The organism is Roseiconus lacunae (genome assembly GCF_008312935.1).
In the GTDB taxonomy this organism is placed as follows: domain Bacteria; phylum Planctomycetota; class Planctomycetia; order Pirellulales; family Pirellulaceae; genus Stieleria; species Stieleria lacunae.
This window is the reverse complement of record NZ_VSZO01000013.1, coordinates 1-26,130: the sequence shown is the minus strand read 5'-3', so window position 1 is coordinate 26,130 and position 26,130 is coordinate 1. Positions and strand designations below refer to the sequence as shown.

16 protein-coding genes are annotated in these 26,130 nt (G+C 56.2%); 11 read left to right on the top strand and 5 right to left on the bottom strand.

The window, feature by feature from the left end; translation table 11 throughout:
* The first annotated feature begins 465 nt into the window (after positions 1–465).
* The 6 genes from FYC48_RS18545 (at position 466) to FYC48_RS18520 (ending at position 9,776) form a co-directional block, all read left to right on the top strand.
* Complete coding sequence (locus tag FYC48_RS18545) at positions 466–1,167, top strand: GntR family transcriptional regulator (RefSeq protein ID WP_149498269.1); 702 nt, start codon at positions 466–468, stop codon at positions 1,165–1,167.
* A 50-nt stretch (positions 1,168–1,217) separates the two neighbouring features.
* Positions 1,218–2,108 (top strand): dihydrodipicolinate synthase family protein, encoded by an 891-nt coding sequence (locus tag FYC48_RS18540; protein WP_235034324.1) that lies wholly within the window; start codon positions 1,218–1,220, stop codon positions 2,106–2,108.
* Positions 2,105–3,562, top strand: a complete 1,458-nt coding sequence (locus FYC48_RS18535; protein WP_149498265.1) for a sulfatase — start codon at positions 2,105–2,107, stop codon at positions 3,560–3,562. Before FYC48_RS18540 ends, FYC48_RS18535 begins: the two co-directional genes overlap by 4 nt.
* A complete protein-coding gene (locus FYC48_RS18530; RefSeq protein ID WP_235034323.1) occupies positions 3,559–5,220 on the top strand; it encodes a sodium:solute symporter in 1,662 nt (553 codons plus the stop codon). Before FYC48_RS18535 ends, FYC48_RS18530 begins: the two co-directional genes overlap by 4 nt.
* Positions 5,207–6,733 carry a sulfatase gene (locus FYC48_RS18525; protein WP_149498263.1) on the top strand — a complete coding sequence of 509 codons (1,527 nt, stop codon included), beginning with the start codon at positions 5,207–5,209 and terminating at the stop codon, positions 6,731–6,733. The genes FYC48_RS18530 and FYC48_RS18525 overlap by 14 nt, the downstream gene beginning before the upstream one ends.
* A gap of 67 nt (positions 6,734–6,800) precedes the next feature.
* Positions 6,801–9,776: an exo-alpha-sialidase gene (locus tag FYC48_RS18520; RefSeq protein ID WP_149498261.1), complete on the top strand. Its 2,976-nt coding sequence runs from the start codon at positions 6,801–6,803 to the stop codon at positions 9,774–9,776.
* Positions 9,777–9,856: 80 nt separating this feature from the next.
* Here the strand turns inward: FYC48_RS18520 and FYC48_RS18515 are convergent, their stop codons facing one another.
* The 4 genes from FYC48_RS18515 to FYC48_RS18500 all read right to left on the bottom strand — a co-directional run bounded on the left by FYC48_RS18515 (position 9,857) and on the right by FYC48_RS18500 (position 15,711).
* Positions 9,857–10,183 carry a histidine triad nucleotide-binding protein gene (locus FYC48_RS18515; RefSeq protein ID WP_149498259.1) on the bottom strand — a complete coding sequence of 109 codons (327 nt, stop codon included), beginning with the start codon at positions 10,181–10,183 and terminating at the stop codon, positions 9,857–9,859.
* A complete protein-coding gene (locus tag FYC48_RS18510; RefSeq protein WP_149498257.1) occupies positions 10,183–14,085 on the bottom strand; it encodes an FtsK/SpoIIIE domain-containing protein in 3,903 nt (1,300 codons plus the stop codon). The genes FYC48_RS18515 and FYC48_RS18510 overlap by 1 nt, the downstream gene beginning before the upstream one ends.
* Before the next feature lie 126 nt (positions 14,086–14,211).
* Complete coding sequence (locus FYC48_RS18505; protein ID WP_149498255.1) at positions 14,212–14,475, bottom strand: hypothetical protein; 264 nt, start codon at positions 14,473–14,475, stop codon at positions 14,212–14,214.
* Positions 14,476–14,490: 15 nt separating this feature from the next.
* A complete protein-coding gene (locus FYC48_RS18500; protein ID WP_149498253.1) occupies positions 14,491–15,711 on the bottom strand; it encodes a cell surface protein in 1,221 nt (406 codons plus the stop codon).
* Positions 15,712–16,036: 325 nt separating this feature from the next.
* Here FYC48_RS18500 and FYC48_RS18495 point away from each other — a divergent pair, with 325 nt between their 5' ends.
* From FYC48_RS18495 to FYC48_RS18475, 5 genes are all read left to right on the top strand, one after another.
* Positions 16,037–16,417, top strand: coding sequence for a DUF6384 family protein (locus FYC48_RS18495; RefSeq protein WP_149498252.1), 381 nt, complete (start codon positions 16,037–16,039; stop codon positions 16,415–16,417).
* A gap of 22 nt (positions 16,418–16,439) precedes the next feature.
* Complete coding sequence (locus tag FYC48_RS18490; RefSeq protein ID WP_149498250.1) at positions 16,440–17,864, top strand: coiled-coil domain-containing protein; 1,425 nt, start codon at positions 16,440–16,442, stop codon at positions 17,862–17,864.
* Positions 17,865–18,325: 461 nt separating this feature from the next.
* Entirely contained in the window at positions 18,326–19,087 is a 762-nt protein-coding gene (locus FYC48_RS18485; RefSeq protein WP_149498248.1) for a methyl-accepting chemotaxis protein, read from the top strand.
* A 182-nt stretch (positions 19,088–19,269) separates the two neighbouring features.
* The gene (locus tag FYC48_RS18480; protein ID WP_149498247.1) at positions 19,270–23,208 is read left to right on the top strand and encodes a serine/threonine-protein kinase; all 3,939 of its coding nucleotides are present in this window, start codon (positions 19,270–19,272) and stop codon (positions 23,206–23,208) included.
* Positions 23,209–23,302: 94 nt separating this feature from the next.
* Positions 23,303–23,758, top strand: a complete 456-nt coding sequence (locus FYC48_RS18475; protein ID WP_149498245.1) for a PEGA domain-containing protein — start codon at positions 23,303–23,305, stop codon at positions 23,756–23,758.
* A gap of 46 nt (positions 23,759–23,804) precedes the next feature.
* Here FYC48_RS18475 and FYC48_RS28445 read toward each other — a convergent pair whose 3' ends face one another.
* Positions 23,805–25,700 (bottom strand): hypothetical protein, encoded by a 1,896-nt coding sequence (locus tag FYC48_RS28445; protein WP_235034321.1) that lies wholly within the window; start codon positions 25,698–25,700, stop codon positions 23,805–23,807.
* Between the last annotated feature and the right edge of the window lie 430 nt (positions 25,701–26,130).

Sequence of the window (26,130 nt, the reverse complement as noted above, 5' to 3'; positions counted from 1 at the left end):
CCCACTGGGAGAGTCGGGCCTTCAGGCCCGGAGAGGGCACCCTCCCCGGCCGTTTGCTCGTCCGACCCTCCCGCAAGCGTGAGGGTGTTATCCAGATGGTTAAACCCAAAGACTCGTGTTTACCTGCTTAGCCCAAGCGAGAAGGGTAAACAACGTCGGTGAGGTGCCGCGTGGATTCCGGCAAGACAACGTGCGAGGAGAATCCGTCTAGCCCCGTCGATCGATCAAAGGGGAAAAGATCACCTGACGCTGAAGTGGATCCGAATTCGCGGCGAGCGCATGATGGCGGCAAGCTGAAGTAACCGGAACGTCTACGATTCGGAGAATCTTGCGACAGTGCCGAATTACAAACGATTGTGGCGGATCACTGACAACACGCACCTCGGAGTTTCGCGCCGATGCTTGCATGTCAGGGAAGCTTCGCCTAAAGTCTATAGACCTCTGTATCTCTCTGTTGAACCGGCCATGAACACGACCAACGCGCAACTCGCCTACCAACATCTTCGCAGTCGTTTGATCGCCGGCGATTTTGCCCCCGGCAGTCGGATTCGCTACGGTCCGATCGGCCGAGAATTGGGCATCAGTGCAACTCCGGTTCGCGAAGCGATCGGTCTGCTGGCCAACGAGGGCTTTGTCAAACTGGTCCCCCAGCTCGGTGCCGTCGTGCGTTCGATCGGTGCCGACGAACTCGTCGAATTGTACGAAGTTCGCGAGGCCATCGAGACCTACGCGGCGGGCAAGGCTGCCGAGCGCGCCTCTGAAACGCAGCAGCAGGCGATTCATCGAACCCTCAAACGCATGCAGGATATTACCGCTAAGGTACATCGCCGCAAATCTGCGATCGCAAAAGCGGATGAAGCCCAGGAGTTTGAGAAAGCCGACTTGGCGTTTCATATGTTGGTCATCAATAGCGGCGGCAACCAAATGATGGTGCGAATGAGCGAAAACTCGAACGCGTTGACTCGGGTCTTTGCGACCCCGCGCCATGGCTACGACGACAACATCATGAAGTCCACCTGCGATGATCACCAAGCCATCTTTGATGCGATCGCCGCCGGCGATGGCGCGGCGGCGACGAACGCGATGCGAACACACATCCGAGCCGGACTTGAAGTCACTCTTCAAGCCATTCAAACACAGCAAACCGAACGTTGGGAAATCTCTTGAACACCATTGATCTTCAGTCCGTCGGCGCGTTATCGGGAATTGTCCCTCCGATGGTCACGCCACTTTCTCAGCGTGATGTGCTCGACAAGTCCGGACTCGAGCGGTTGCTCAATCACGTGATCGAAGGCGGTGTCGCCGGCGTGTTCATTTTGGGCACGACCGGTGAAGCTCCGAGTCTGAGCTATCGTCTTCGTCGGGAGATGATCTCAGAAACTGTTCGCATCGTGGACCGCCGAGTCCCGGTGATGGTCGGGGTGACCGACACCGCGTTCGTCGAGACGGTTGCGTTGGCAGAGTACGCCGCCGATGCCGGGGCAGATGCGGCGGTGCTGACGACGCCTTACTACTTCCCGGCCGGTCAGACAGAACTAACGCGGTACGTTCAGAATATTGCTCCGCTGATCCCGCTACCGTTGATGCTTTACAACATGCCGGGACTAACCAAGGTTTGGTTTGAAATTGAGACGCTTCAACGGCTTTCCGAAATTCAATCGATCATCGGCGTCAAAGATAGCAGCGGCGATCTCGATTATTTTGGCGACGTCTGCAAGCTGAAATCGATTCGCCCTGACTGGTCGGTGTTGATCGGCCCAGAAATCCTACTTCGTGAGGCGATCGAACTGGGCGGCGATGGCGGAGTCAACGGGGGTGCCAACGTGATGCCTGAAGCGTTCGTCGGTTGGTTCAACGCGATCAAATGCGGTGACGAAGAAACGGCCAAACGCTGCTTCGAGAAGGTCAACGAATTTCAACGCATCTACGACATCGGCAAGTACGCTTCGCGCCATATCAAGGCGACCAAGTCGGCGTTGTCATTGATTGGCATCTGCGAAGACCTTCCCGCCGATCCGTTTAATCGATTCCTAGATCCCGAACGTGCTCGCGTCGCGGAGATCCTCCATCAACTCGGTCTCTCAACCCAGGAGGCAAACTGCGGATGAGCGTACGAACCATCAGACATAGCTTCACACTAGCATTGGTATTGATCGGTGTGATGGTCGGCGAGGCGGCCGACCGCACGAATGTTCTCTTCATCGCCGCCGATGACTTACGATGCGACCTCGGGTGCTACGGCCATCCACTCGCAATCACGCCTCACCTGGACAAGCTCGCCGCCCGCGGAACCCGTTTTGACCGCGCGTACTGTGCTCAAGCGTTGTGCAATCCTTCACGTAGTAGCTTGATGACCGGCCGACGACCGGACACGTTGCGACTATACAACCTGACGAAACACTTTCGTGACGGCATGCCAGACGTGGTGACTCTTCCGGAGCATTTTAAAAACCAAGGTTATTTCACGCAGAACATCGGTAAGATCTATCACAATTGGCGAACCTCTGAAAAAGGCGATCCAAGATCTTGGAGTGTGCCCGCGGTCATGCACTATGATTCGCATCGCCGAGATACCCCCCAAGTCGAAGGCGAACTCCCTCGAAACTTCGCGTCGGCCATTCGATGTGAATGCCGTGACGTGCCTGACAACGCGTATTTTGACGGTCGCATTACTGATCTATCGCTCACGGCACTGCGAGAGCGAGCCGAAAGTGATCAGCCTTTCTTTTTAGCCGTCGGGTTCTGGAAGCCACACCTGCCCTTCAACGCACCCAAGAAATACTGGGACATGTACGATCGAGAGGCGATGCTTGCACCGGAATGTGACCATTGGCCAACCGATACACCGCGAATCGCATGGCACAACAGTCAGGAACTCTGGGGAAAAAAACCCGCCCCGCTTTCCGATGCGGACGCGCAAGAACTGCGTCACGGTTATCTGGCTGCGATCACTTACATGGATGCCCAAGTCGGGCGGTTACTCAACGAGCTTGATCGACTAGGGCTGACCGACGACACACTGGTGGTGTTCTGGTCCGACCATGGGTTTCAGCTTGGTGATCACACGCTGTGGTGCAAAACGTCCAACTTCGAACTTGACGCGCGGGTTCCGATGATCATCGCCCCACCCAAAAAACCAGCGACGGCGTCAAGCGAAGCGTTGGTCGAATTACTGGATCTTTACCCAACGATTGTGGACCTCTGTCAGGTCCCGACGATTGACGGTCCCGAAGGCGTTAGTTTGCGACCGCTGATGGAAGGACAAGTGGTCTCGGTAAAAGACGCGGCCCTCACCCAGCACCCGCGGCCGGCGTATTACAACGACATGGAAGCGATGGGACATAGTGTCAGGACCACACGTTTCCGTTATACCGAATGGCGCGACCCAAAAGACAACCGACTGGTCGGCGTCGAACTCTACGACCACCAATCCGATCCCGCCGAGACAAAAAATGTTGCCGCGGACAAAACGTACACGTCGTTCCTACCGTCTCTGCGAGCAACACTTAACGAACTTCGTGGTCCGTTCACAGACGTAGCGTTGCCGGAGTCGGCACAATGAGTTTGCCGCTTGATTGGCGGATGCTAGCGCAGGAAACCGCCAGCGAGAGTTTTTTTGGTGCCGTCGACTGGACCGTCCTAACGCTTTACTTCGCTGGGATTCTAGGAATCGGCGTTTACTTCTGGCGACGGCAAACATCTTCGGACGACTTCACCGCGGGCGGTCGATCGCTCCCGGGTTGGCTTTGTGGTATGTCGATCTTTGCGACCTATCTGAGTAGCATCAGCTACCTTGCCTTGCCGGGCAACTCATTCATCGGCAATTGGAATGCGTTTGCGTTTTCGTTGGCCTTACCGCCGGCGGCATGGATCGCGGTGCATTACTTTTTGCCGATGTATCGTGCGTCTGGTGAAGTGAGCGCGTACTCGCTGCTTGAACATCGGTTTGGCCTTTGGGCACGCCTATTTGCGAGCGCGTTTTACCTACTTTTCCAGATCGCTCGGATTGGCGTGGTAATGTACCTAATGGCGTTACCGATGGCGGTGCTCTTCGGCTGGGACATCCGACTGCTGATCCTAGTCACCGGGATCATCGTGACCGCCTACTCGTTCGTCGGCGGCATCACGGCGGTAATCTGGGCGGATGCGATTCAAGCGTTTGTATTGCTTGCCGGAGCCGTACTTGCGGTGATCTTGATTTTAACCGGAATGCCCGAAGGACCGAGCCAAGTGATCGAGATCGCTTCGTCGGAAGACAAGTTTTCGTTCGGCAGTCTTTCACTTACCGCGGTCGGCGAAAAGACACTCTGGATCGTGTTGGCGTACGGGCTGTTCGAAAACCTAAAGAACTTCGGCATCGACCAAAGTTACGTCCAGCGTTATGTCGCGTCGAGTAGCGATCGCGAAGCCGCAAAGAGCATTTGGCTGGGCGCGTTGCTGTACGTCCCGGTGAGTGCGTTGTTCTTGTTTATCGGCACCGCGTTGTATGGGTTCTACCAAAGCCAACCGGCAGAACTCGACGAAGTCCGACAGATCGTGGTCGAACAGAAATTGATGCAAGCCGGTATCAGCCCCGAATCAGACGATTATGAAAGGCGGCGTCAATCGATCGCCGATGGACTCCAAGACACGGATTTGGGCGATCGCGTGTTTCCACACTTTATCGCCGCTCATCTTCCGATCGGCATCCGTGGTCTACTGATCGCCGCCGTGTTCGCGGCGGCGATGAGTACCGTTTCGACGGGACTGAATTCTTCGGCGACGTTGGTGATGAGCGATTTTTACGTTCGGATGAAAAACCCCAACGCGTCGGACGGAGCACGACTGGGTGTCCTTCGCAGGGCAACGTTGATCTGGGGAGTCCTCGGGACCGCGATGGCACTTGTATTGGTGCGTCTGACGAACAGCATTCTCGATATCTGGTGGACGCTATCGGGTGTCTTAGGCGCAGGAATCATCGGGTTGTTCCTGTTAGGGATCACGTCCCGGCGGGTAACCGGGCTGCAAGCGATCGGCATTCTCGCGTGCGGGATGAGCATGATTGCCTGGATGACATTTTCGATCACCGAATTATGGCCTGATGCTTTGTCTGCGATTGCGAGCCCATTCCATCCCTACCTGATCATCGTCTTCGGAGCCCTGTTCATCCTGCTGCTCGGTCGTTTGATCCATTATTTCCAAGGCCATGTCCCACCGGAGGTCGCTGATGAACCGAACTGAACGCCCCCGCTTACCGGACCATTGTATCGCTCGTCGTTCGCGATCGTGCACCAACAAGATTGCTTACGGTTGCCTCTGGCTTGCCGTAATCTTGGCATCAGTGGCTTCGCCTTCGATCGCCTCCGCCGCCGAACGCCCCAACATCTTACTCATCCTGGTCGATGACCTCGCTTGGTCGGACCTGGGATGCTATGGGCACCCTTGGCATCAAACACCGCACATCGATCGCCTTGCGGCCGACGGGCTGCGACTGACGCACGGGTATGCCTCGGCTCCGATTTGCAGTGCATCGCGGGCAAGTTTGATGACGGGAAAGACGACCGCGCGTTTGGGGTTCGAATTCGTGACCAAACCCGAAGCCGGCGGCCAACCGGTCAATGAACAATTCCTGCTTCAAACACCTCCGTTCACGTTGAACCTTCCGACCGAGGAACGAACCGTCGCCGAAGCAATGGTGGCGGAGGGCTACCAAACGGCATTCTTTGGAAAGTGGCACCTCAACCAACACTACAAACGCTACTTAGGTTGGAGTCCGACACATGGTCCGAAATCTCAGGGTTTCGAGGTAGCGATCGAGAATTTTGGTGCCCACCCCTATGCCTGGGGTAAATCTCAACCGAAACCGATCGATGATCCGGGCACCTACGCCGATGATGCGATGGTTCAGTTGGTGTGCGATTACCTCCGTGAACCAAAACGGCAGCCATTCTTCGCACTGGCTTCCTCGTTTTACGTGCACACCCCAGTCAAGACGCCCTGCCAATGGCTGGTCAAGCAATACGACGAGAGCGTCCCTCAAGAGATCGGCCGCCGAAACGAACGCGTACGGTACGCGGCGTTCTTGCAAACATTGGATCATCATGTCGGTCAAATCTTGACCGCCCTCGATGCCAGCGGACAAGCAGACGACACTCTGGTCTTCTTCATGTCCGATAACGGCGGTCATCCCGAATACACTTCGAACAGTCCGCTTCGAGGTTCGAAATGGAATCTTTACGAAGGGGGGATACGGGTTCCAATGTTGGCACGTTACCCCGGTCACATCCGACCAGGGACTCAATCGGCAACGCCGGTGATCGGCTATGACTTGCTTCCGACCTTTGTCGAACTCGCCGGTGGACAAGTCGGCGACCTAAACGTCGATGGTCGGTCGATTGCTCCGTTATTACTGAATGATCAAACAATCGCCCCCCAGGACCTCGTCTGGCACTTCCCTTACTACCATCCCGAGCGTGGCTACGCGAAAGCTCTTCCAGAGATCGGGATCGATGACTTGGCAGTCAGCCAAACGAAACCTCAGTCGGCACTACGTCGCGGTGACCACAAGCTACTTTGGTTCGCCGAAGACGACCGAGTCGAGCTTTACGACTTGGTCGACGATCCCGGTGAACAAGTCGACTTGTCGAAGCGTTCTCCCGAACAAACCGAGCGTTTGCGAACGGCGCTGGTCAACCACTTGCGACGACTGGACGCCAGAATGCCTCGCCGCCCGAACGTGACCGCACCCCAATAGCGTGATCTCGGCGTTCATTCGAAACCCTTTCTACCTTCCTCGCCCTCCCACCTCAGGCCTTTCAAGTATGTTCAAACGAATCCTTTGGTCATTCGTTGCCGTCGCGCTGCCGATCAGCGGCAGCCAAGCGGACGAATCTGACTACAACCTGCGATTACTGAAACACAACAATCCGGACCTTGTTGTTGATCTTGGTGTCGGGCTTTGGGCTTGGCCCATGCCAATGGACTACGACGGGGACGGCGATCATGATTTATTGGTCGCTTGTCCGGACAAGCCATCCAATGGGGTGTATTTCTTTGAAAACACCAGCGGTGATTCGAGTGAAAAGATGCCGGTGTTTCGCCCCGGCGTTCGCCTCGGCAAAGCGGTTCATAGTATGCAAGTCAGCTATGTCGATCAGCAACCGCGGATCCTTCGCCCCGGCAACGAAGTTCCGCGTGATTCGAAGACTGGCAAATTCGACTTCGCAAAATCAACGAAGATCTATCCCAAAGCAAACATTCATGAAAATGGCGTCCGGGCGAATATGTGGCGCTACGTGGATTTCGACGGCGACGGTGACCAGGACGTGGTTGTCGGGGTCGGCGACTGGACTGATTTGGCGTGGGACCATGCGTACGATTCGATGGGGCGTTGGAAGAACGGCCCGTTGCATGGCTATGTCTATGTCATTGAAAACCAAGGCGACGACGGCGAAGCGAAGTATTCCGATCGCCCGGTTCGTTTGCAGGCTGCCGGTGGGGACATCGACGTCTTCGGATGGCCGTCGCCGAATTTTGCCGACTTTGACGGCGACGGCGACTTAGACTTGCTGTGCGGAGAGTTTCTCGACGGATTCACGTACTTCGAAAACATCGGCTCGCGAACGGCCCCCAACTATGCAGCCGGTGTTCGATTGAACGACAGCCACGGCGAGCCTCTGTTGATGCACCTTCAGATGATCACGCCGACCGCATTCGACTGGGACAAAGACGGCGACCTTGATTTGATCGTCGGTGATGAAGACGGCCGAGTGGCGTTGATCGAAAACACCGGAAAATTGGACGGTCGAATCCCGGTGTTCGCCCCACCGGCCTACTTCCAACAAGAAGCCGACTCGCTAAAGTTCGGCGCGCTCGCGACACCTTATGCCTATGACATCGACAACGATGGCGACCAAGACATCGTTTGTGGAAACACCGCCGGTAATATTGCGATCTTCACTAATCAGGGTCAAACCGACGACGGACAACCGATTTGGTCTGCCCCCGAGTTGGTGCAAACCAAGCAAGCCGATGGTTCGCTGAAACCGTTTCGTGTTTTGGCAGGGCCGAATGGGTCGATCCAGGGACCGTGCGAAGCCAAGTGGGGCTACACGACTTTGTCGGTTGCCGACTGGGACGGCGATGGCGACGGTGACATCATCTACAACTCGATCCTGTCCAAACTGGGTGTATTGATCAACGATGGCGATGGTTATCGCGAAGCCGCGTTTGAGGCCGGCCCCAGTGAAGCACCACCAGCTTGGTACTGGTGGCAAACGAAATCCCCTGCGGCACTGACCCAGTGGCGTACCACACCCGTGTCGGTCGATTTCGACGGCGACAAAGCTCTCGACCTAGTGTTGCTTGATCAACAAGGTTACTTGACCCTGCGGCGTGGTGATAAAGCGACCGGGAACGTCGGTGCGGCCGAGCGGATCTTTGTCGATGCGAATGGCAAACCATTGCAACTAAATACACAATCGGCCGGTCGGTCGGGACGAGTCAAGTTGGACGTCGTCGATTGGGATCGCGACGGGCATTTGGATGTGCTGATCAACTCGGAAAATGCCAAACTGTATCGCAACTGTGCCCAGAAAGACGGTAAGGTCTTGCTGAAATTGATCGGAAACCTAGCCAATCGCAATGTCGCCGGTCATACCAGCAGCCCGGCGGCATGCGACTTCGATAACGATGGCAAGCCCGATTTGTTGGTTGGTGCCGAAAACGGTCGCCTGTACTTTGCCAAGCACGATGATTGTAAAACGTTCAGCAATGCAGAGATGAACGCTTCGTTCATCGAAACGACCGAAACGGATGCTGCCGTGGTGACCGAAGAGTTTGTCTTTGACAAACCACCGACGCCGCAATGCCATGCCTCGACGGTTTGCATGACCAGTCGTGGGCTGGTCGCAGCTTGGTTCGCCGGGACACGCGAAAAGAACAAGGATGTCTGTATCTATACCAGCTATCACGACGGCGGCCGTTGGTCGCGTCCGTCAATGGTCGCATCCGGAGTCCAGCACGAGGGCTTGCGATACCCATGCTGGAACCCCGTTCTTTACCAGACGCCGGGTGACGGTCCGTTACTACTGTTCTTCAAGGTCGGTCCGGATCCACGCTCATGGTGGGGCGAAATGATGGTCAGCTATGACCGAGGCCGAACGTTCCGCGAGCGACGGCGCTTACCCGAAGGCATCGATGGACCCGTCCGATGTAAACCAGTCTTGCTTGACGACGGCACCTTGCTTTGCGGATCATCGACCGAAACGGAAGGCTGGCGTGTTCACTTCGAAAAAGTCTCGCTTCAAAACGGAGTGCCCGCCGGAAACTGGAAGCGGATCGGACCGATCAATGATGCGAGTCGATTCAACGCGATCCAACCGACCCTGATGCGTCGCGACGACGGTGCGTGGGTCGCACTTTGCAGAACCAAAGAAGGTGTGATTGCGAGTACCGAATCGACTGACGAAGGCGAAACTTGGTCACCGCTAGAGGCAACTGAATTGCCAAACCCGAATTCGGGAATCGATGTCGTCACGCTGCAAGACGGACGACACCTGCTGATCTACAATCACCTCGACAGTGGTGATACCGGATGGGGGCGACGTGGATTGCTGAATCTGGCGATTTCAGACGATGGTCGATCTTGGAAACAGGTCGCGACACTTGAAAAAGAAGCGAAAGCGGAATTCAGCTACCCCGCGATCATCCAATCCGACGATGGCATGGTGCACGCCGTCTACACCTGGAAGCGACAGAAAGTCAAACACGTTGTCGTTGACCCGAGCAAACTGTAACCGCAGGACAATCATCGGGCGGGAGTGATCGCTCCCGCCTTGGATCGGTTTCCCGGCTGAGTCGTTGACGCGAACCTCAATTACTTCGTTGCCGGTGTCCCTAGCAAATGGAAATGCAGGTGCGGCACTTCTTGCCCGCCCGCTTCGCCGCAATTGACGGCGACCTTGTAGCCGTCGGCCAACCCTTGCTCGGCGGCAATCCTGCTGAGTGCAACGAGGCAATGCCCCACCAGTGGCCCGTCGCCTTCAGAAAGATGCGCGAGTGAGACGATTTCTTTTTTAGGGATCACCAACAAGTGAACCGGTGCCTTCGGGTGAATGTCTTTGAACGCTAAGCACTGGTCGTCTTCGTAAACGATTTCGGCGGGGATTTCTTTGTCAATGATTTTCTTGAAGATCGTCGTCATCACTTACTGATCCACTGTTGAACGTCGTTCGCATCGGGGAGGTCAAGCTGCCTAAACTTACTCAGCTTACCGGCCGGTTCATCGTACAGCAGCATCGTCGCATTTGACAGTTCACTGGCGATCGGCGAATCGATCAACAAGGACGAATCGGCGGCATTCAACCGCCCCAACACACGTAATTCGACATCATGCTGTGATTGACGCGGCAACCAGCGTGTCACGATTTCGGTGCTCCCACAAACCAAAATCGCATAGACGTGCGCCGGTGGTCCGTCTTTCAACATTTCACGAAATGCTTGGCCACCCGACATGGGCCCGGTTGCGGCATCGAGGGAAAAGTTAAACGCATCATCGTGCCGAAAATCTCGAAACCGATCCAGTGGATCGATCACCACCAATATCGGTGGAACATCCACGGCTTCATCCCCGCGTTCCTTGATCAGTTCGACCAACCGATTCATCTCCTCAGTCGCATCGCGCGGTTTGACTTCTTTGGTAGAGATTCCAGCAGCTGCGAACCAATCCGACATCGGCTGGGATTCATTCGGTCGATTCCCGTTGAAGTAAACGACTTCCAATCGCGGATCCGACTTTGTAAATCCGGATACGATCGAACTGAGCAAGCCTGCACGGGCATCCATCGGCGGGATGACCAATACATTTCGCCCCGCGTTCCGGTTCAGTCGCAGCGACACGGGCGCTCCAATTTCAACGGCTTCACCGAGCAGGCTCTGCAATTCCTCGCGACGATCAACATCATTGTCGATCGCGGCGCCAGCGAGTGCGGGCGTCCAACGGCTAGGACGATTGCCCTCGAAGATGACCGGCGGAGGTAACTCTTCGGCGAACATCGCATCACGATCTGCGATGGTCCTCAGCAACGACTGATGCTCGTCCGACGCTAGCCAAGCAACTTGGAAGGGTTGATTGCCTTCGATCAAGCCGCCGGCGTCGTTGTAGATCGCTTCACCGGGTCGGGAAATCAAACGAGCGGCGGTGTTGTCGTCCGAAAGGATCAGTGCGGCATCGGATTCACTGCACTGCATCGCAATCCGCACTGCCATTTGCCCCAGCGTCGCACGAGGCAACGAATAGGCGCCGGCAAGCGACTGGCTACTTAAGACGATGTGTATGCCAAACGATCGCCCTTGCCGCACCAAACGATCGAGTAACATCGAACATTCGGCGGCGACCTTGTCGTCACGCACGAAAAGCTCTTGAAATTCGTCGACGACCAACATGATTCGTGGCATCGCTTGCCCGCTGACGCGACGAAACTCAGAGAGTTCTTGTGTCGAGTGGGCTCGGAACAGTTCGCCGCGTTGCTGAAGCTCGGCATCGAGTCGCTGCAGCACGCTGCGACCAAATTCACGTTCACTTTCGATCCCGATTACACGTGCATGGGGCATCTCGCTATCAGCGTACGCTTTGAATTCCACGCCTTTTTTGAAGTCCAACAAGTAGAACTGCAATTGATCGGGCCGATAGTGATAGGCGCCGCTGGTGATCAACGCATGAAGCAGCGTACTCTTCCCTGACCCCGTCTTACCGGCGATCAAAACGTGTTGCTTCACTCCTTCGCCCAGATCCAATGCCAGTGTCCGATGTCCTCCTTGGCTTCCGATTGTAATTTCCAATCCGTGATCGGACCGGTCGTCACCACCCTCGGTGGGGAGCAAGCTTCCCAACGGGACTTCGACCTTCGCAGCCAAGTTTGCGGCTTTGCCGATCGACTCAACAATGGCGGGCCGATCATCGACCGGTACGTTGGCCATCGGACGGAAAGGAAGCGACTGCAATCCATCTCGTTGCAAACTCCAAACGCCTTCGGCATCGAGATGCAGTTCCAGCAGGCGAGCGTCTTTGGGTTGTGGCAAGTCACTCGGCCATGGCATCGATTCATCACAAGCCATCAGAACAAACACGCCACAACGCAAACCGCTCTCGATTAAGGCCTTGACGTGTTTGTAAGCGCCACGAGTCAATCCTTCCGGGAACCCGACGGCGGCGACGGCATGATATGGCTCTGCCATCGAACCGGCCAACACGTTGTAGTCCTCTATCCGTTCGAACCGATCACGTAGACTCGACTGCAACACATCTTCGGCGTGCTGGGCGACTTCCCCCAGGCGAGCTTCGATCTGGTTTTCGGTCGTCCAAACGCGATGCCCGACGATCGCCGGGTCAAAATCGGCGAGTGACATGAACGAGGTGAAACTCTGACCTCGACCGATCGGGTCGATCAATGTCATCCGAGTTCGCCCGCCGGCCGTTCCGGTCAACATTCGCCACAAGACCGACTGAACCAGCTCGATCGCTTGATTCATGTGCCCGGATGCCGCGCGGACCAGCAATCCACTATGGAGACGTCGATGCATCCCGATCGTCATTGCGTCGGGGATATCGTCAGGATGAAACATCGCCCCGACGGGATCGAGATCTGCATCGATCGCTTGGCTTTCTGCCGCGATCGTTCGGTACAACAGATCACCGATGGCGAGTTCACCGACGGGAACAAAATCTAAATTAGGCTCCGACGTATGAATCGCCCCGGCGACGGTTGCCCATTCCGGGAAACGTTGTTTACTGAACTTGTTCAGCATCGCAATTCGATCCAGCCCCCCACGCACGCCCGCTCGCAAGCGATCGGTCACATGTTGCAATTCGGTGTGTCGCTTCTTCGCGTTGTGCTCACGTTTTTTGTGAAGCTTCGCATCCGTCTGCGCTAAATGAGCGGTGATTTCGGCGGCGACGACGTCCGCCTTTTGATGCATCTCGGAATGAAGCGAACCGTAGCCACTTTCGAAATCGTTGGCCAATTGATCCAATTGGTCGTTCAATGCCTGACGGGCGGATCGCTCTTCGGAACTTAAATTCTGTTCAAGCTGTTCAAGCTGCTCGTCGCGCCAGTGCTCGGCTTGCTCGAAGTGCTGATTGCGGCGAGTGATCAATTCTTCACTCGATTGCTTCGCTTGATCGGTAGAGATTTGCCTTCCCAATTCGGCGACCTCTTCTGCGGCCTGCGCGGTCCGATAGATCAACGGATACATCCGCCGTGTCTTTCGTCGCAGAGGCAGCAAAAGCGCTGCGAACAAACTGATACCGATCACACCTGCGACCGCGACGCCCGAGAGCATGAACGTCCAAAACGCTTCCGGTTGCATCAACAACACCGCGACGATCCAGATCACCACCGCCGCGGCAACCCCGGCGGGCAAGTAAAACGAATCGACAAACCGAACCGATGCCCCGGTTTGCAATTCTTGCACCAATTCGTTACTTCGGCGTGTCAACTGACCGATCGAATCAATGGTTTGGCGAATGGTTTCGGGACGTTCGAACGGAACGACCTCTTCGGGCGATTGGGCGGGCGAGACGTTGGGCAATCCATCAAGTCGCCGGACGGTCAGTTCGCAAGTCCACTCCATATCCTTGCCGATCGGGACGAGCGCTTGCTTGATCTTTTCAAACTCGCGTTTGCTCTGTTCCCCCGGTTCGTGCTTGTGGGAATCGTACTGGTGTTGAACGGCGGCGCGGCGGGATTCGACCTTGTGTTCGATCGCCTCGATACCTTCGGAGCGTTTTCGACGGTACAGCGAGGCAAGGCGATGGACTTCATTACGCAGCCGCAACGTTTCACTCTCGTAGGCGGCAAAGACTTTTTCCTCGGCGGCATCCCACTGTGAAAGTGTGGCATAGCGTTGTCGCCGACATTCAGCCATCACCGTATTGCGTTCGGCGACCAACTGTTGCTCTTCTTGATCACGTTGGGCGGCATGCTGGCGGACCAACGATTGGCGTTCGCCTTGGCAAGTTTGAAAGCGAGCGATCAGCGCGTCGAGCAAGACGCGTTGGCGGGTCGGAGAAAGCAACCCCGTGGGCGACACGGACGAATCTTTCATGAGCAATCACCGGAAGACGAGGAGAAGCGCGACGTGAAAAGGTACCCGACGGCCTCCGCGTCCGGGCGTCCGACGCTGCGTGTGCGTCCACATTTTTACGGCCTCTCCAGACCGTTGTCGCTACATTCAGTATACCTCGCGAGACCCCGCGTCGGTGTCCGCAATTGCGGCCTGTGCCTGACGCAACGTTTCGGTGAATTCCGCCAGACCGGAGGCGAAACGGCTCAAGCTGGGGCCCAGCGAGCCGAGTTGTTCTTGCTCGAACTGACGCGCCCGATCGTCTTTCCAAACCTCTTTGGTTTCTTGCCACGCACGGGCAAAATCATTGAAGTCCCGGCGAAAACGAGTCTGGGCATCCGTCAGCGGGGCCAAGTTAAGTGGTTCGAGCATCGTAAAACCTAGGCATTAGGAAAGACTTGAATTTCGAGCGTGCTTGGCAAGTGTTTCTTGATACTTTTTCTTTCCCTCTTCGACACTTTTGCGAATCGCCTTTGTGCTCTGTTCACTCTCCTTGCGAAGCTCGGCGATCATTTCCAGCGACTCGACCTGGAAATCACTGATCGCATCGACCAGTTTCTGAACAGATTCGGGATCGATGGTACTGCCGTACCCCGCCTTCAGCGCCGCTCGTTCGAGTTCCCTTCCCAACGTCGCGATGTCTTCCAAGCCTTTATTAACGCCCTCTTTCATCGCCTCGGTCGCTTGCGTGACCTCGTGCAACCCGTGCTGACTTTGGTAGACGGTCCCCAAAATCGTGAAGACATGTTCGTTCGTCGTGAAGAACGTCACCGCGCGACGATAGACACGCTCTTTAACATCGTGCGTTTGCTTCAGTTTAGTGACCAAGGTTTCGCCGACGTCGTAACCGATCTGTAGGTTTTCGGCGATGTCTTTGAGAAGCTGATAAGTCTCGTCTTCTTCTTCGTATTTCTGACGCGCTTCGTCACGGGCGAGTTCCAGCTGGCTTTTGCCGGCTTCGTCGGTGCCGGTGTATTGATCGAGCGCGTCTTGGGCGTCGCCGAGTTGCTGCTTCGCGGCTTCCAAAACAGGAAGGTGATCATCGAACAGCTCACGAGCCAATACCTCCGCTTCTTTGAGCGCAAACCGAAAATCGATGTAGGCATCCATGATCAGATCTTCGCTCTTGAGAGCCTTTTTTGTGTCGTTGGCCACCTCGGCGTAGGTTTCGACAATCTTTTCAAAGCGATCGTTAGGGGTTCCACGGCGAATTTTCATCCACCAATTAGATAGCTTTTCAGTTCCGCTAATTTTCCCGTCGTCCAATTGTGCAATCAGACGTTTACTGTCTTCACGGATCGAGTCGAACTCTTGGGTGATTTGCAAGTAACGGTTACCGACTTCGATACTTTCGACGTTCTCACGCACCAAGGCGTTGAACGCACCCATGTGCTGGATCACGTCGGCGATCGCTAAGACTTTCGCTTCGTCGAGATGTTTCACACTATCGAGCAGCGTGATCAATTCTTGGGGTGCGGAGTTTTTGCTGTTGATTCCGAACTCACGCAACACGCCAATCGCGTTGTCCAGGTACTCCCGCATCTTGCCACCGCTTTGCTGTGGGGCGGGCTGCTGTTGGGATGCCGATGCGGTCGCTTGTTTAGACATAATACTTTCAACGAGGTTTCGAAAGGAAACAACAGGGAGTGAAGGGTTCGTTTTTCACCGGGACGGCGTGCGTTTGATCTTGCGGCATTTCAAAACCGCGGTGAATGCGAGAGCACCACCGCAATACATCACCAGTACTGACATCGCATGCCGATTGACGCGCGCCCCGAATCGCGTGATCGGGAACCCTAGTAAGTTAGCGCTTTACATGCCACGATGCAATCGTTCCAGCATGGTGTCATGAATTCTTCACCCCCATCGGCTTGGCAGCGAAGGGTTGCCGAGGCCAAAATAGTACGGACGAATTCAGCATCGAGTGGATTAGATGAGCCAAGCACAAGCGACACAATCAGCCGCAGCCCCTCCGGAGCACCAGCTTTCGATCGCAGAAACGCTGCGGGTACTGGATGTTGCCCGCGAAATGCGTGACCAACGCGAACAAGCCGAAGTCATGTTTCGTCGCGACGAAATGCGGATCGCACTGCGAGAAAAACTGATGCGCACGGCGCGGCTTTCCGGCGACCACGTCACCGAGGAGGAGATCGAAGCGGCCATCGATCAGTATCTTCAGACGCAACACACCTACCACGATCCGGAACCAGGGCTCAAGTCTTTCCTGGCCCATTGCTGGGTGTGGCGAAAACGTTTGATCTGGTCGCTTGCCGGCGTCGCGTCGGCCGCCGGATTGATTTACCTGTTTGTTTAACCCCTGCCGGAGATTCAATACGATGCCAATCTCTGGTCCTGAGATGCACCGCAGCTTGATCGACGGATTCAAGCGTCTGCAAAACCGTTTGGAATCGACGCGGCAACAATCGGTCGAATCTGATGACAACCATGGGGAGCTAAAAGACGACCGCAGTGAAGCCTTGCTGGACCTGGCGCGTCACTATCTGCCTGAGTTATCGGCGACCTCGATCGAGGCGACGTGGCCGGAGGTCCGCAGCAGTCTTAATAGCGTGCTGATGCGGATGCAGGACAAGCGGCGCCGCTGTCGGCTCGAATCTCAAGCGGTCAATGATCGCCGATCGATCGAAGAAGATCGCTTGATACAGCTCAACGCGGATCTGGACACGGCCACTGAAAAACGTGACGCCCTGGCCACCGACATCCAGCGGCAACTGGCCGAAGACGAGACCTTTGTCGAATTATCCCAGCGTGCCGCGGCGGCCGAAACGGCACTCGAGCGTGCCGAGGCAAACCTCAACGAAATCGAACAGGACGCCGCTCGTAAACTTCCAGGGTTCAAGAAAAGCACTCTGTTTAGCTACCTCATCGAGCAGAACTATGGAACCGACCGATACGGCAGCCGAGGTTTTACGCGGCGGATGGATCGTTGGTTGGCCAAGTACATTGATTTTTCCAAAGCCAAGAAAAGCTATGACTTTCTGACCCAAACCCCCGACCAAATGCGTTCGATCATCGCCAATGACCGCGCGGCACTGCAAACGGTGATGGAAGAAATTGAACAACGGCATGACCATGTCGTCAAAAAAAGCGGCTTGCCCAAAACGATCGAAACCGTCCACTCATTGACGGCCGAACGCGAAACGCTGCTGAAGAGCTTGGAGAAGACTCGCGAACGATCCGAATCGCTGGAAGACCAACTCGACGACCTGGAAAATCCGCAAGGTGAATTCTACCGCGAAGCGATCGAAGTCTTCCGACGAAGACTGGCCGCGATCAAGACGACGGACTTGGATTCCAAAGCGAAGTCAACGGTTGAAGTCACCGATGACCAAATCGTTGCCCGGATTCAAGGGATCGACGCCAGCCTTGAACGCCTCGACGAAGAGCAGCGTCGTTCGCGGAAAACAGTCCGTGATCTGCAGCGTGGTCTCGATGCCCTGGGCCGAATGATGCAAAAATTTCGCGCCGCAAAATTCGATGCCGCCCGGTCACAGTTCCTCGATTCTTTTAATGTCGGAGACCGGATCGACCGAGTCAACGAAGCCGATGACATTGACGATCTCTGGCAAGACCTGCGACGTGCGCAGCGATGGGGTCCTTCCGCGGCTCAACAAGTCGGCGGAAATCCGGTCACCAGCTTGTTGGTTGGCGCGATGGCGGAAGCGGCCGGGGCAATGACCGAACAAGCACGCCGCGCCGCACACCGCAGCCGAAGAAGCTACTCCTCACGTCGCCGTAATTAATGTTCGGCTAGACCAGACGTTTGAGTTTGAAATATCAGCCGCTGTGCGTTCGCCCGGTTATTGCACGGCAACCATCGCGAATGACACTCGGCTAATTCCCACTTCGAATGTTGGCAAAACCCCCGGCGGCTGCCCCTCAATCAAGGTTCCGTTGACGTCGCACCGTTAACTGCGTCAACGTTATAGGCAGAACTTCGCCGAAGCGGCGGCCTTCTATGACGAATCTGCCCCAGCGGGACGAGGCAGCCCCCTCAATTAATGGGTGATTTCCGCCGCCGATCGGAAATCAACTTTCGACACCATAACCACGTCTTACTGTTTTTCGTTCAGAGATCACGCGTCGTCATTGTGGGGTCTCTGGCTCTGCGTATTCACTCGTAGTCTTGGACCCAGTCTGCCGAAGCAATGGGAGCGTCACCTAAGTGATGCCGGCTGGACCATTTCAATAGGGCCGTGGTTGGATGAATTCAAAGACGATTTCTTTTTGCGTAACAGTGGTCGTCATTTTGTGCGCTCAGTTCGGTGTCTTTTACTGGGGGATCGGACAAAGTGTTGCCGCCGAGGTTGCCGCGACACTGCGATTACAGGCTGGAATCGCCTGTGCCGTCACCACCGCCATCGTCGGATTCACCGCGTATAACTACAGCCGTAGTGTGACCGAAGAAGCCGAAGCGATGACCAAACGGAGCGCCGCAGCCAGCGAGACGTCGACCGCAAAAAATAGTGCCAAACATGTGGCCGATGCCGTTCATCAATTCGAGGAAAGCATTCAACACATTTCCACGAACACCGACCGCGCGTTAGAGGTTTCTCGCGAAGCAGTGCATGCGACCGTGCAGGCTCATGAATCGATCCAGCGATTGAATGCCAGTAGCGACCAAATCGGTGACGTGGTCAAGGCAATCGCGGCGGTCGCCGAACAAACAAACTTGCTCGCTCTCAATGCCACGATCGAAGCAGCCCGAGCCGGGGAGTCTGGCAAAGGGTTTGCCGTAGTTGCCGGCGAGGTAAAAAACCTCGCCAAGGAAACCAACGATGCGACCGAAGCGGTGCTTCAGCAGGTCGATCAGATCAATCGTGACACCGACTCGGCGGTCAAGATGATTCATAATGTCACCGACATCATCAACCAGATCAACGAATGCCAAACGCTGGTCGCCGACGCGGCACAGCGTCAGATGCAGACCAATCGGCAAGTCTTTCAGAACTTGAACAACGTCTGAAACGAGGGTTAGCCGACTGGCGTTAGCCACGGTTTCCGCCGCAACAAACGATCCTGCCTCCCGCCTCCGGACAGATCACTTGTGGCTTGTCTCGATTCAGAGTTTACAAGGTCGCGGAACGACAGCGATCAAACATTGCCCCACCGTGCAACGTTCACCTCGGGACGCGGTATGATGGCCACATGGACGTGGATGACATCGCTACCGCCGCCCTTGAAATTGACGACGCTTCAGAAAGAGACGCGTTCGTACGCGAGGCCTGCGCGAACGATCCTGAAAAATACAAAAAGGTCAACTCGTTACTCGAAGCGCTGCAGCACTGTGACGACCATCAATTCTTGGGTTCAGGTCTGTTCGGCGGTGCGATTGCGACCGGTCCAGATTCTTCGGAGTCGGTACCGCTTGATCCCGACAAGCGATTTGAAATTCGCAGTCGCCACGCCGTCGGCGGCTTGGGCGAGGTCTACATCGCTTGGGACAACCAGTTAGCTCGCACGGTCGCACTGAAACAGATTCGCCCGGAATGGGCAGATAACGATGATGCCGCCGCGCGTTTCCGTCGCGAAGCCGAACTGACCGGTTACTTGGAACACCCTGGCATCGTCCCCATTTATTCGCTGGGCAACCATCCCGATGGGCGGCCGTTTTATGCGATGCAGTTGATCCAGGGGGAAACACTGCAAGAGGTTGTCCTTCAGCATTTAGAACCACCGGATCACCTTCCCAATGTTTCCGAACGCTGGAAGTTGCGATGGTATCAACAAGACGCGATTCGCGACTTGCTGAATCGATTCCGCGACGTTTGCTTGACAGTCGACTACGCACACAGCCGGAATGTCATCCATCGTGATCTCAAACCATCGAACATCATGTTGGGCGCGTATGGGCAAACCCTGGTTGTCGACTGGGGGCTCGCCAAACGCACCGTGGATGCTGGCGAACCAGAGAGTCAGCCAGACGCGGCAGAGTGGCCCGCCCCGCCGCCCGAAGAACGACAGGGTGCCCCCCAAGAGAAGACGCCGGGGTCATCGGTCGAACAAACCCAACACGGGATGACGCTGGGAACGCCACGGTTCATGAGTCCCGAACAGGCTCGTGGCGAAATCGATCAAGTCGGTAAGTCGGCCGACATTTATTGCCTTGGTGCGACGCTGTACTTCATCCTCACCGGCCGTGCCCCCCACGAAGGCGAAGCGGACCTTGAGTCGACGTTTCGCAAAATCATTGCCGGTCGAATCGACGTCCCGCACGCGATTTATCCTCCGATCCCGCGCGCTCTTTCGGCGATCGCGATGAAGGCGATGCGCCGTGATCCAGACTTGCGGTATGCGTCCGCCGGCGAAATGGCCGTCGACCTAGAACATTACCTTGGCGATCAACCTGTCAGTGTCTACCGCTCGCCGCCGACCGAACGACTCTTTCGCCTGGCAAGAAGGAATCCCGCCCGAGCCGCCGCGATTTCGGTGACCGCGATTCTGCTGCTGATCGGAGCGATCGCCGGGGTCGCGATTCGCGATGAAATGGCCCGCCGCAAACTAGAATCGGAACGACGTCAAGCAATCGCCGCCAGTGAGATCAGGCAGCAAGCGTTGATGCGGCGAAACGAAGCGGAGGCGATGGTGGACGCCGCGATGGAACGGGCCGAAGCGGCGATCCGTGACAATCGTTATGCCGATGCGGCGGCACTGGCCAGCCTGGCCGTCGACCGGATGGGGGAATTCAAAGAGTTTGATCGGCGCCGACGTGTTTGGACACAGAAGCGCGAACGACTGCGGCGGCTCGGCGAATTCGTTTCGCTGGTCCGGCAAGGCGAGGACTTGGATTACCTTGCCCGAGACACCGAAGCGGCCATCCTTCTGCAATCGTCACTCGGCAAGCTTAACGTCTTTGAATCCTCCGATTGGTGGAGCCACCTGCCGGTCGAAGACCTTTCGCCCACCCAAGCGGACGCCGTGCGTTGGAAGGTCTACCGAGTTCTAACGGCACTCAATTCGATCTATCTCAAGCGGATGGTCATTGTCATGGGAGGCGAAAAAGGCGGACGGACCCCCAGCATGTTTCGTTTGCTGCGTAGCTTTCTTACATCCGAAATCGGCACGGCGGAAGCCAAAGCGACCGCTGAATTAACCCGCCGAATCCGTACGTTTCGCCCCAGCCAATCAGCCATCTGGCTCGGAAGCATCGCCGACTACCGTTTGCATCGTGGTTCACGAGTCGAACCGGCAACGCTAAATCCGCCTAGCAACCCGGCCGACGGCTTGGAGCTTTCGATCGCCAGTTTGATCGCCAGCGTCGACCCTGCGTACAAAACGTGGTTCAAAGATTTTGGTGTGACGTTCGTGCCACGCGACGAAAACCTGAGCGAAGAACAGTATGCGGTCGAAGTCGCTTTGGAAACACTACGTCGCTCACTCGATCGAGCCCCCGACGATTATTGGATTTGCATGACGGCGGGGCAGGCTTACTTCTTAAAAGCCCAAGCAGCCCAACGTGCCCAAAACGTTGACGAAGCGATTCGCTATTTTGATTTAGCAAAGACGCAATACGGGCGCTGCATCGCAATTCGCCCTTCGACCGCATTTGCCCATGCCGACCGATCCACCGTTGGGCTCGAACAAGCCCTACAAATGAAACAGGAAGCCACCGACTGGCCCGGTAAGCAGCAACGCATCGACGAGTTACTCAAACAGAGTCTCGGTGACGCCAGCAGCGCCGTCCGTCTTTCCCCCGAACAGGACTGGGCGTACTGGCACCTGGGTGCGACGGCCGCGTTTGTCGGACAACATCGCCTCGCAATCGATTCGCTGTCCCAAGCGATTGATTTAGGATTCGATGTCGCCGAGAACCTCGACGGTGCGATCCTGAAACTGAAAGATCTACGCGGCCGAAAACGGGCCATTGAATACGCCACCGAGCGTTTTGAGTCAGCTCAACAAGTCGGACTCGACGACCGACAAATCGCCGAAGTAGCGGCGCTACTCGCTTCGCTGGAATTCTCCCGCGAACAACGCCCTTCGGCACGGTCTTGGGCGTCGAAAGCAATGGAGTTAGATCCACTTCAAACACGTGCGCACCAGATTCTTGGTTGGTGCGACTACCATTCCAATCGATACGACAACGCCGAGCGGCATTTCCGCAGTGTCCTCGATCAAGACGAAACCCGCATCGTCGCGATCCTCGGTTTAGCTCGCGTCCTCGAAGAACAGTCCGCCGAGTCAAACGCCGAGATCGAGCAGCTTTATCGATCAGCCGCCAAACTTGCCGTTTCCACACGCCATCGATCGACCGCTTGGTTTGGGGTGGCGAAGCAAGCCGTTCGCGCCGGAGACTTTGACGAAGCGGTCCGGGCGATCGCCCAGGCCCGACGACTCGACCCCGCTTGCGACGTCTCGATGTTTGCCGATATCGCCCGACAACAAGCAACCGTCTGGCTCAAGCAAATTCGTGCGACCGATGACAAAAGCCGTAAGCAGGAACTACTCGGTAAAATACGCTCGCTAAAAGAAATCGCGGACCAAGTCGCCGAATTGCCGAACGCGTCGGTCAACGAAATTATTCGAGCCGCCGAATCAGGCCCGCCAGCATTGCTTCCGATCCTTGACAACAAATTTGAATTGCCCATCGGCCGCTATTGGGATCTGACACCGGCCCGCGATTCGACAGCCGCGAACGATACCGCAAACAACTCGAGCGCTCGACCGCGAATGTCGCATCATCACGGCGAAGGTCCTGACGGGGCGACACGATACCTGTGTTTGCAACCGGCGTCTGAACGTTCACTGAAACGCGATCGAAGTCTGCCATGGGAACTGTCCCAGCGACTTCCCGTGTGCCGAGGCTACCGTTACACCGTGCATCTTCGCGCGAAACTGGCAGGTCCTGAAAACGATCTTGGGGCTCAACCTTTCGAACTGGTGGTGCGTCAGGGTTCGTCAGAACTACTTCGAAAACCATTGTCGCTGGAAGATCGGCAGTGGTCGGAAACCGCCGCTTCGTTTGCGTTGCCGGCGTCTCAAGCCGCGGACGAGGCAAAAATCTCAGAGATCGTGGTTGCAATCGTGTTGCCCGGACGCGCGCACGCGGGGCTCTGCGTCGATTCCATTGAGGGGCGGCGAAACTGAACGCCCCTGGCGGGTCAATTGCCCTGGCATCAATCTGGCCGGAGTTGGTAGGACGGAAAATGTTGTCAGATTTTCTCAAGATCCAACGCCTCCCATGAAGGTCAGCGTTTTGCGAGCCAAGTTTCACGTCCATTGCGGTTTCACGGTGCTCCTGGTTTGCACCGGAACGTTGCTTTGCACCGGCTGCGTTCGCCGCCGCATGACGGTGCGGACCAACCCGCCCGGAGCGATGGTCTCGGTCGACAACCAAGTCATCGGATCGTCGCCGGCGGCGACCCCGTTTACGTATTACGCCACACGCGAATTCCGGATCGAAGCGGACGGTTACGAAACAGAGACAATTCGTCGACGCTTTAATCCACCGTGGTATCAGTGGCCCGGCATTGACTTTATCACCGAAACGTTGTGGCCGGGTGAACTTCGCGATGAACGCATCATCGATGTGACACTCAGGCCGAGGGTTCAGCCCCCGGATGAAGAAGTCATCTCGCGGGCCGAAGGTCTCCGAAATCAAACCAGAAGCGGCATGGTAACGGGCTTGCCACAATAACGCACCGGACACGATTGCGCCGGGCACTTCCAAGCATAAGATCGGCCTACATGACCGAGAAGTAATTTTCGCAGGCGAAGTCGAGGTATTCGTTCTTCAGTTCGATTTCCAGATCGTTGTACAAGCAGTAGTTACGGACTTGCAGCAACAAGTCACGCGGTTGGCAGTTTCGAAACGGGCGATTGGTCGGCTTGTAATGGGCCTCGACCAAGTAGTCGATCGCATCCGCATTGTACGGAACTTTCGTCACCCGACACATGATCTCGCATAGCTTTCGAAAGTCTTGTTCGGGAGGATTTTCGACTTCGATCTTATAAGGAATCCGACGCAAGAATGCGTCGTCGACCAAGTCCTTTGGTTCCAGGTTGGTGCTAAAGATCACCAACTGATCAAAAGGCACTTGGATTTTCTTACCACTGGCCATGTTCAAATAATCATAACGTTTTTCCAACGGAACGATCCAACGGTTCAGCAACTCGTCGACACGCATTTTCTGACGCCCGAAGTCATCGATAACCAGCGTGCCGCAATTGCTTTTCATCTGCAGCGGTGATTCACTGATCTTGCTTTCGGGGTTGTGCAGGACCTCCAGCATCTCCATCGTCAATTCACCGCCGGCGACGATCGTGGGCCGTTTGATCCGGACCCAGCGTTTGTCAAAACCGCCGATATCAAGCAACCCACTCGACTCTTCCGGCATCGCGATCTCGTGGTTCATCGGGTCGAATACCCGCATGATATCGCCATCGACGTCAACGCTACGTGGGATCCAGATGTACTTTCCGAACGCGCCGGTAACCCGTTCGGCGATTGAAGTTTTGCCGTTTCCGGGAAACCCGAAGAGAAACATCCCACGTCCGCTGGCGATCGCAGGTCCGAGCCGATTGAGCATTTTGGGATTGATCAGCAAGTCGCTAAACGCCCTTACCAAGTCGGCTTTTTTCGGATACTGACCTTCGATCGTTTGGTACTTTACGCTTTTGATGTAATCAGACAATTGCACCGGGCAGGCGCCGAAATATGTACAATCAGTACTGTGATTTCTTGCGATCTGTCGTCCGGTTTCTGTCAGGATATAGACATAGTCATTCGTTGCCGTCGCGTTCTTATAAGCAATGTTTTGTTCCATCTTCAAGCGAGTCAAAATCGGCTCGACCAGACGGAACGGCAGTTTCACCTGATCGGCAATCTTACGACCTTCGCTTTCGCCGGCGGTCAACAAGTAGCGATAAACGATCGCTTCTAAGATCGATTCGTTGATGCCACCGCCGTAGAGCGTTTCGGGCTCGACCGGGCGCCAAGGTTCGTCTCGGGAGCCCTTGAACCCGAGCGGTCCAGCGGGGATTTCGATCGCCGCGCCGAGGGTTTGCTTTGGTCCACCGGTCGGTGCCTCGGACTCGTCCGCCTTTGCTGCGTCCGCCGCTGGCACGGCTTTGGGGTTGGCCGTGGCTTGCGGTGTAGGGCTCTGTGCTACGGGAACTGGCTTGGGAGGAGCTTGGGGTTTAGCAACTTGCGCCGGTGGGGCCGGAGCATTGGCCGGGCGGGGTCGCGTCGGCGTGTTAGCGTTGGGTTGCCCGATCGCAGGTGCCCCAGGGACTCCGGGCGTGCCGACAGGACGACTGGGCGGCGCCGCTGGCATTGCTTGCGGCGTGGGCGTCATCGGCGGCCGGGCGCCTACCGGCGGAGTTGCTGCCGGTGAAGCAGTCGCCGGCGGTTGGCTTGGTGGCGATTGGTTCTGAGGTGGTTGGCTTTGCGGCCGGGTATTCGGGAGCGCGGGAGGCCCCTGCTGTGGTTGATTTGGCTGCGGTTGGCCTGGCTGTTGCGGAGTTGCCGGCCGCGGCGTCGTCAGACTCGCGGTTTTCTTTGCTGCTCCGGTCAGCGAGTGGATTCGCGAGATCAACGCATCGAGTTGCGCGTCGGGGTTGTCACTGGAGGTCGACATCCGTTTGGAATCCTGCGGGAAGGTTGCCAAGCAAAAGGGTTTCGTTGGATCGCGAGATCCTGTTTTTTCGGTATCGGTTAGCGGAGCGGTGGCAAATTCGTGCTGGTGATAGAATCGGAAACGCTGGTGCGTCTTTCCCAGATTGACGCGGCAAACCCTGCGAAACACGGGAAAACCGCGTTTCGGGCGTCTGCCAGGCGACGGTTTCTTGGCCCGCCTCGAGGAGCTTCGAAACTTATTTTCAGAAATTTCATCGATGCCTCTTGCGAGACAGCGAGCCTGCCCCTATCTTTCCGCCTCCTTGGAAACGCCAGCCGCAAACGCGAACGGCTTTCCAACCGATCATTGACAATTTGGTGGTGAAACTTCTGTTGAGTTCAGCAAAAGCGAGATCGCTGTTGAGCGACTGAGGCTTGCCTTGGTTGCTTGA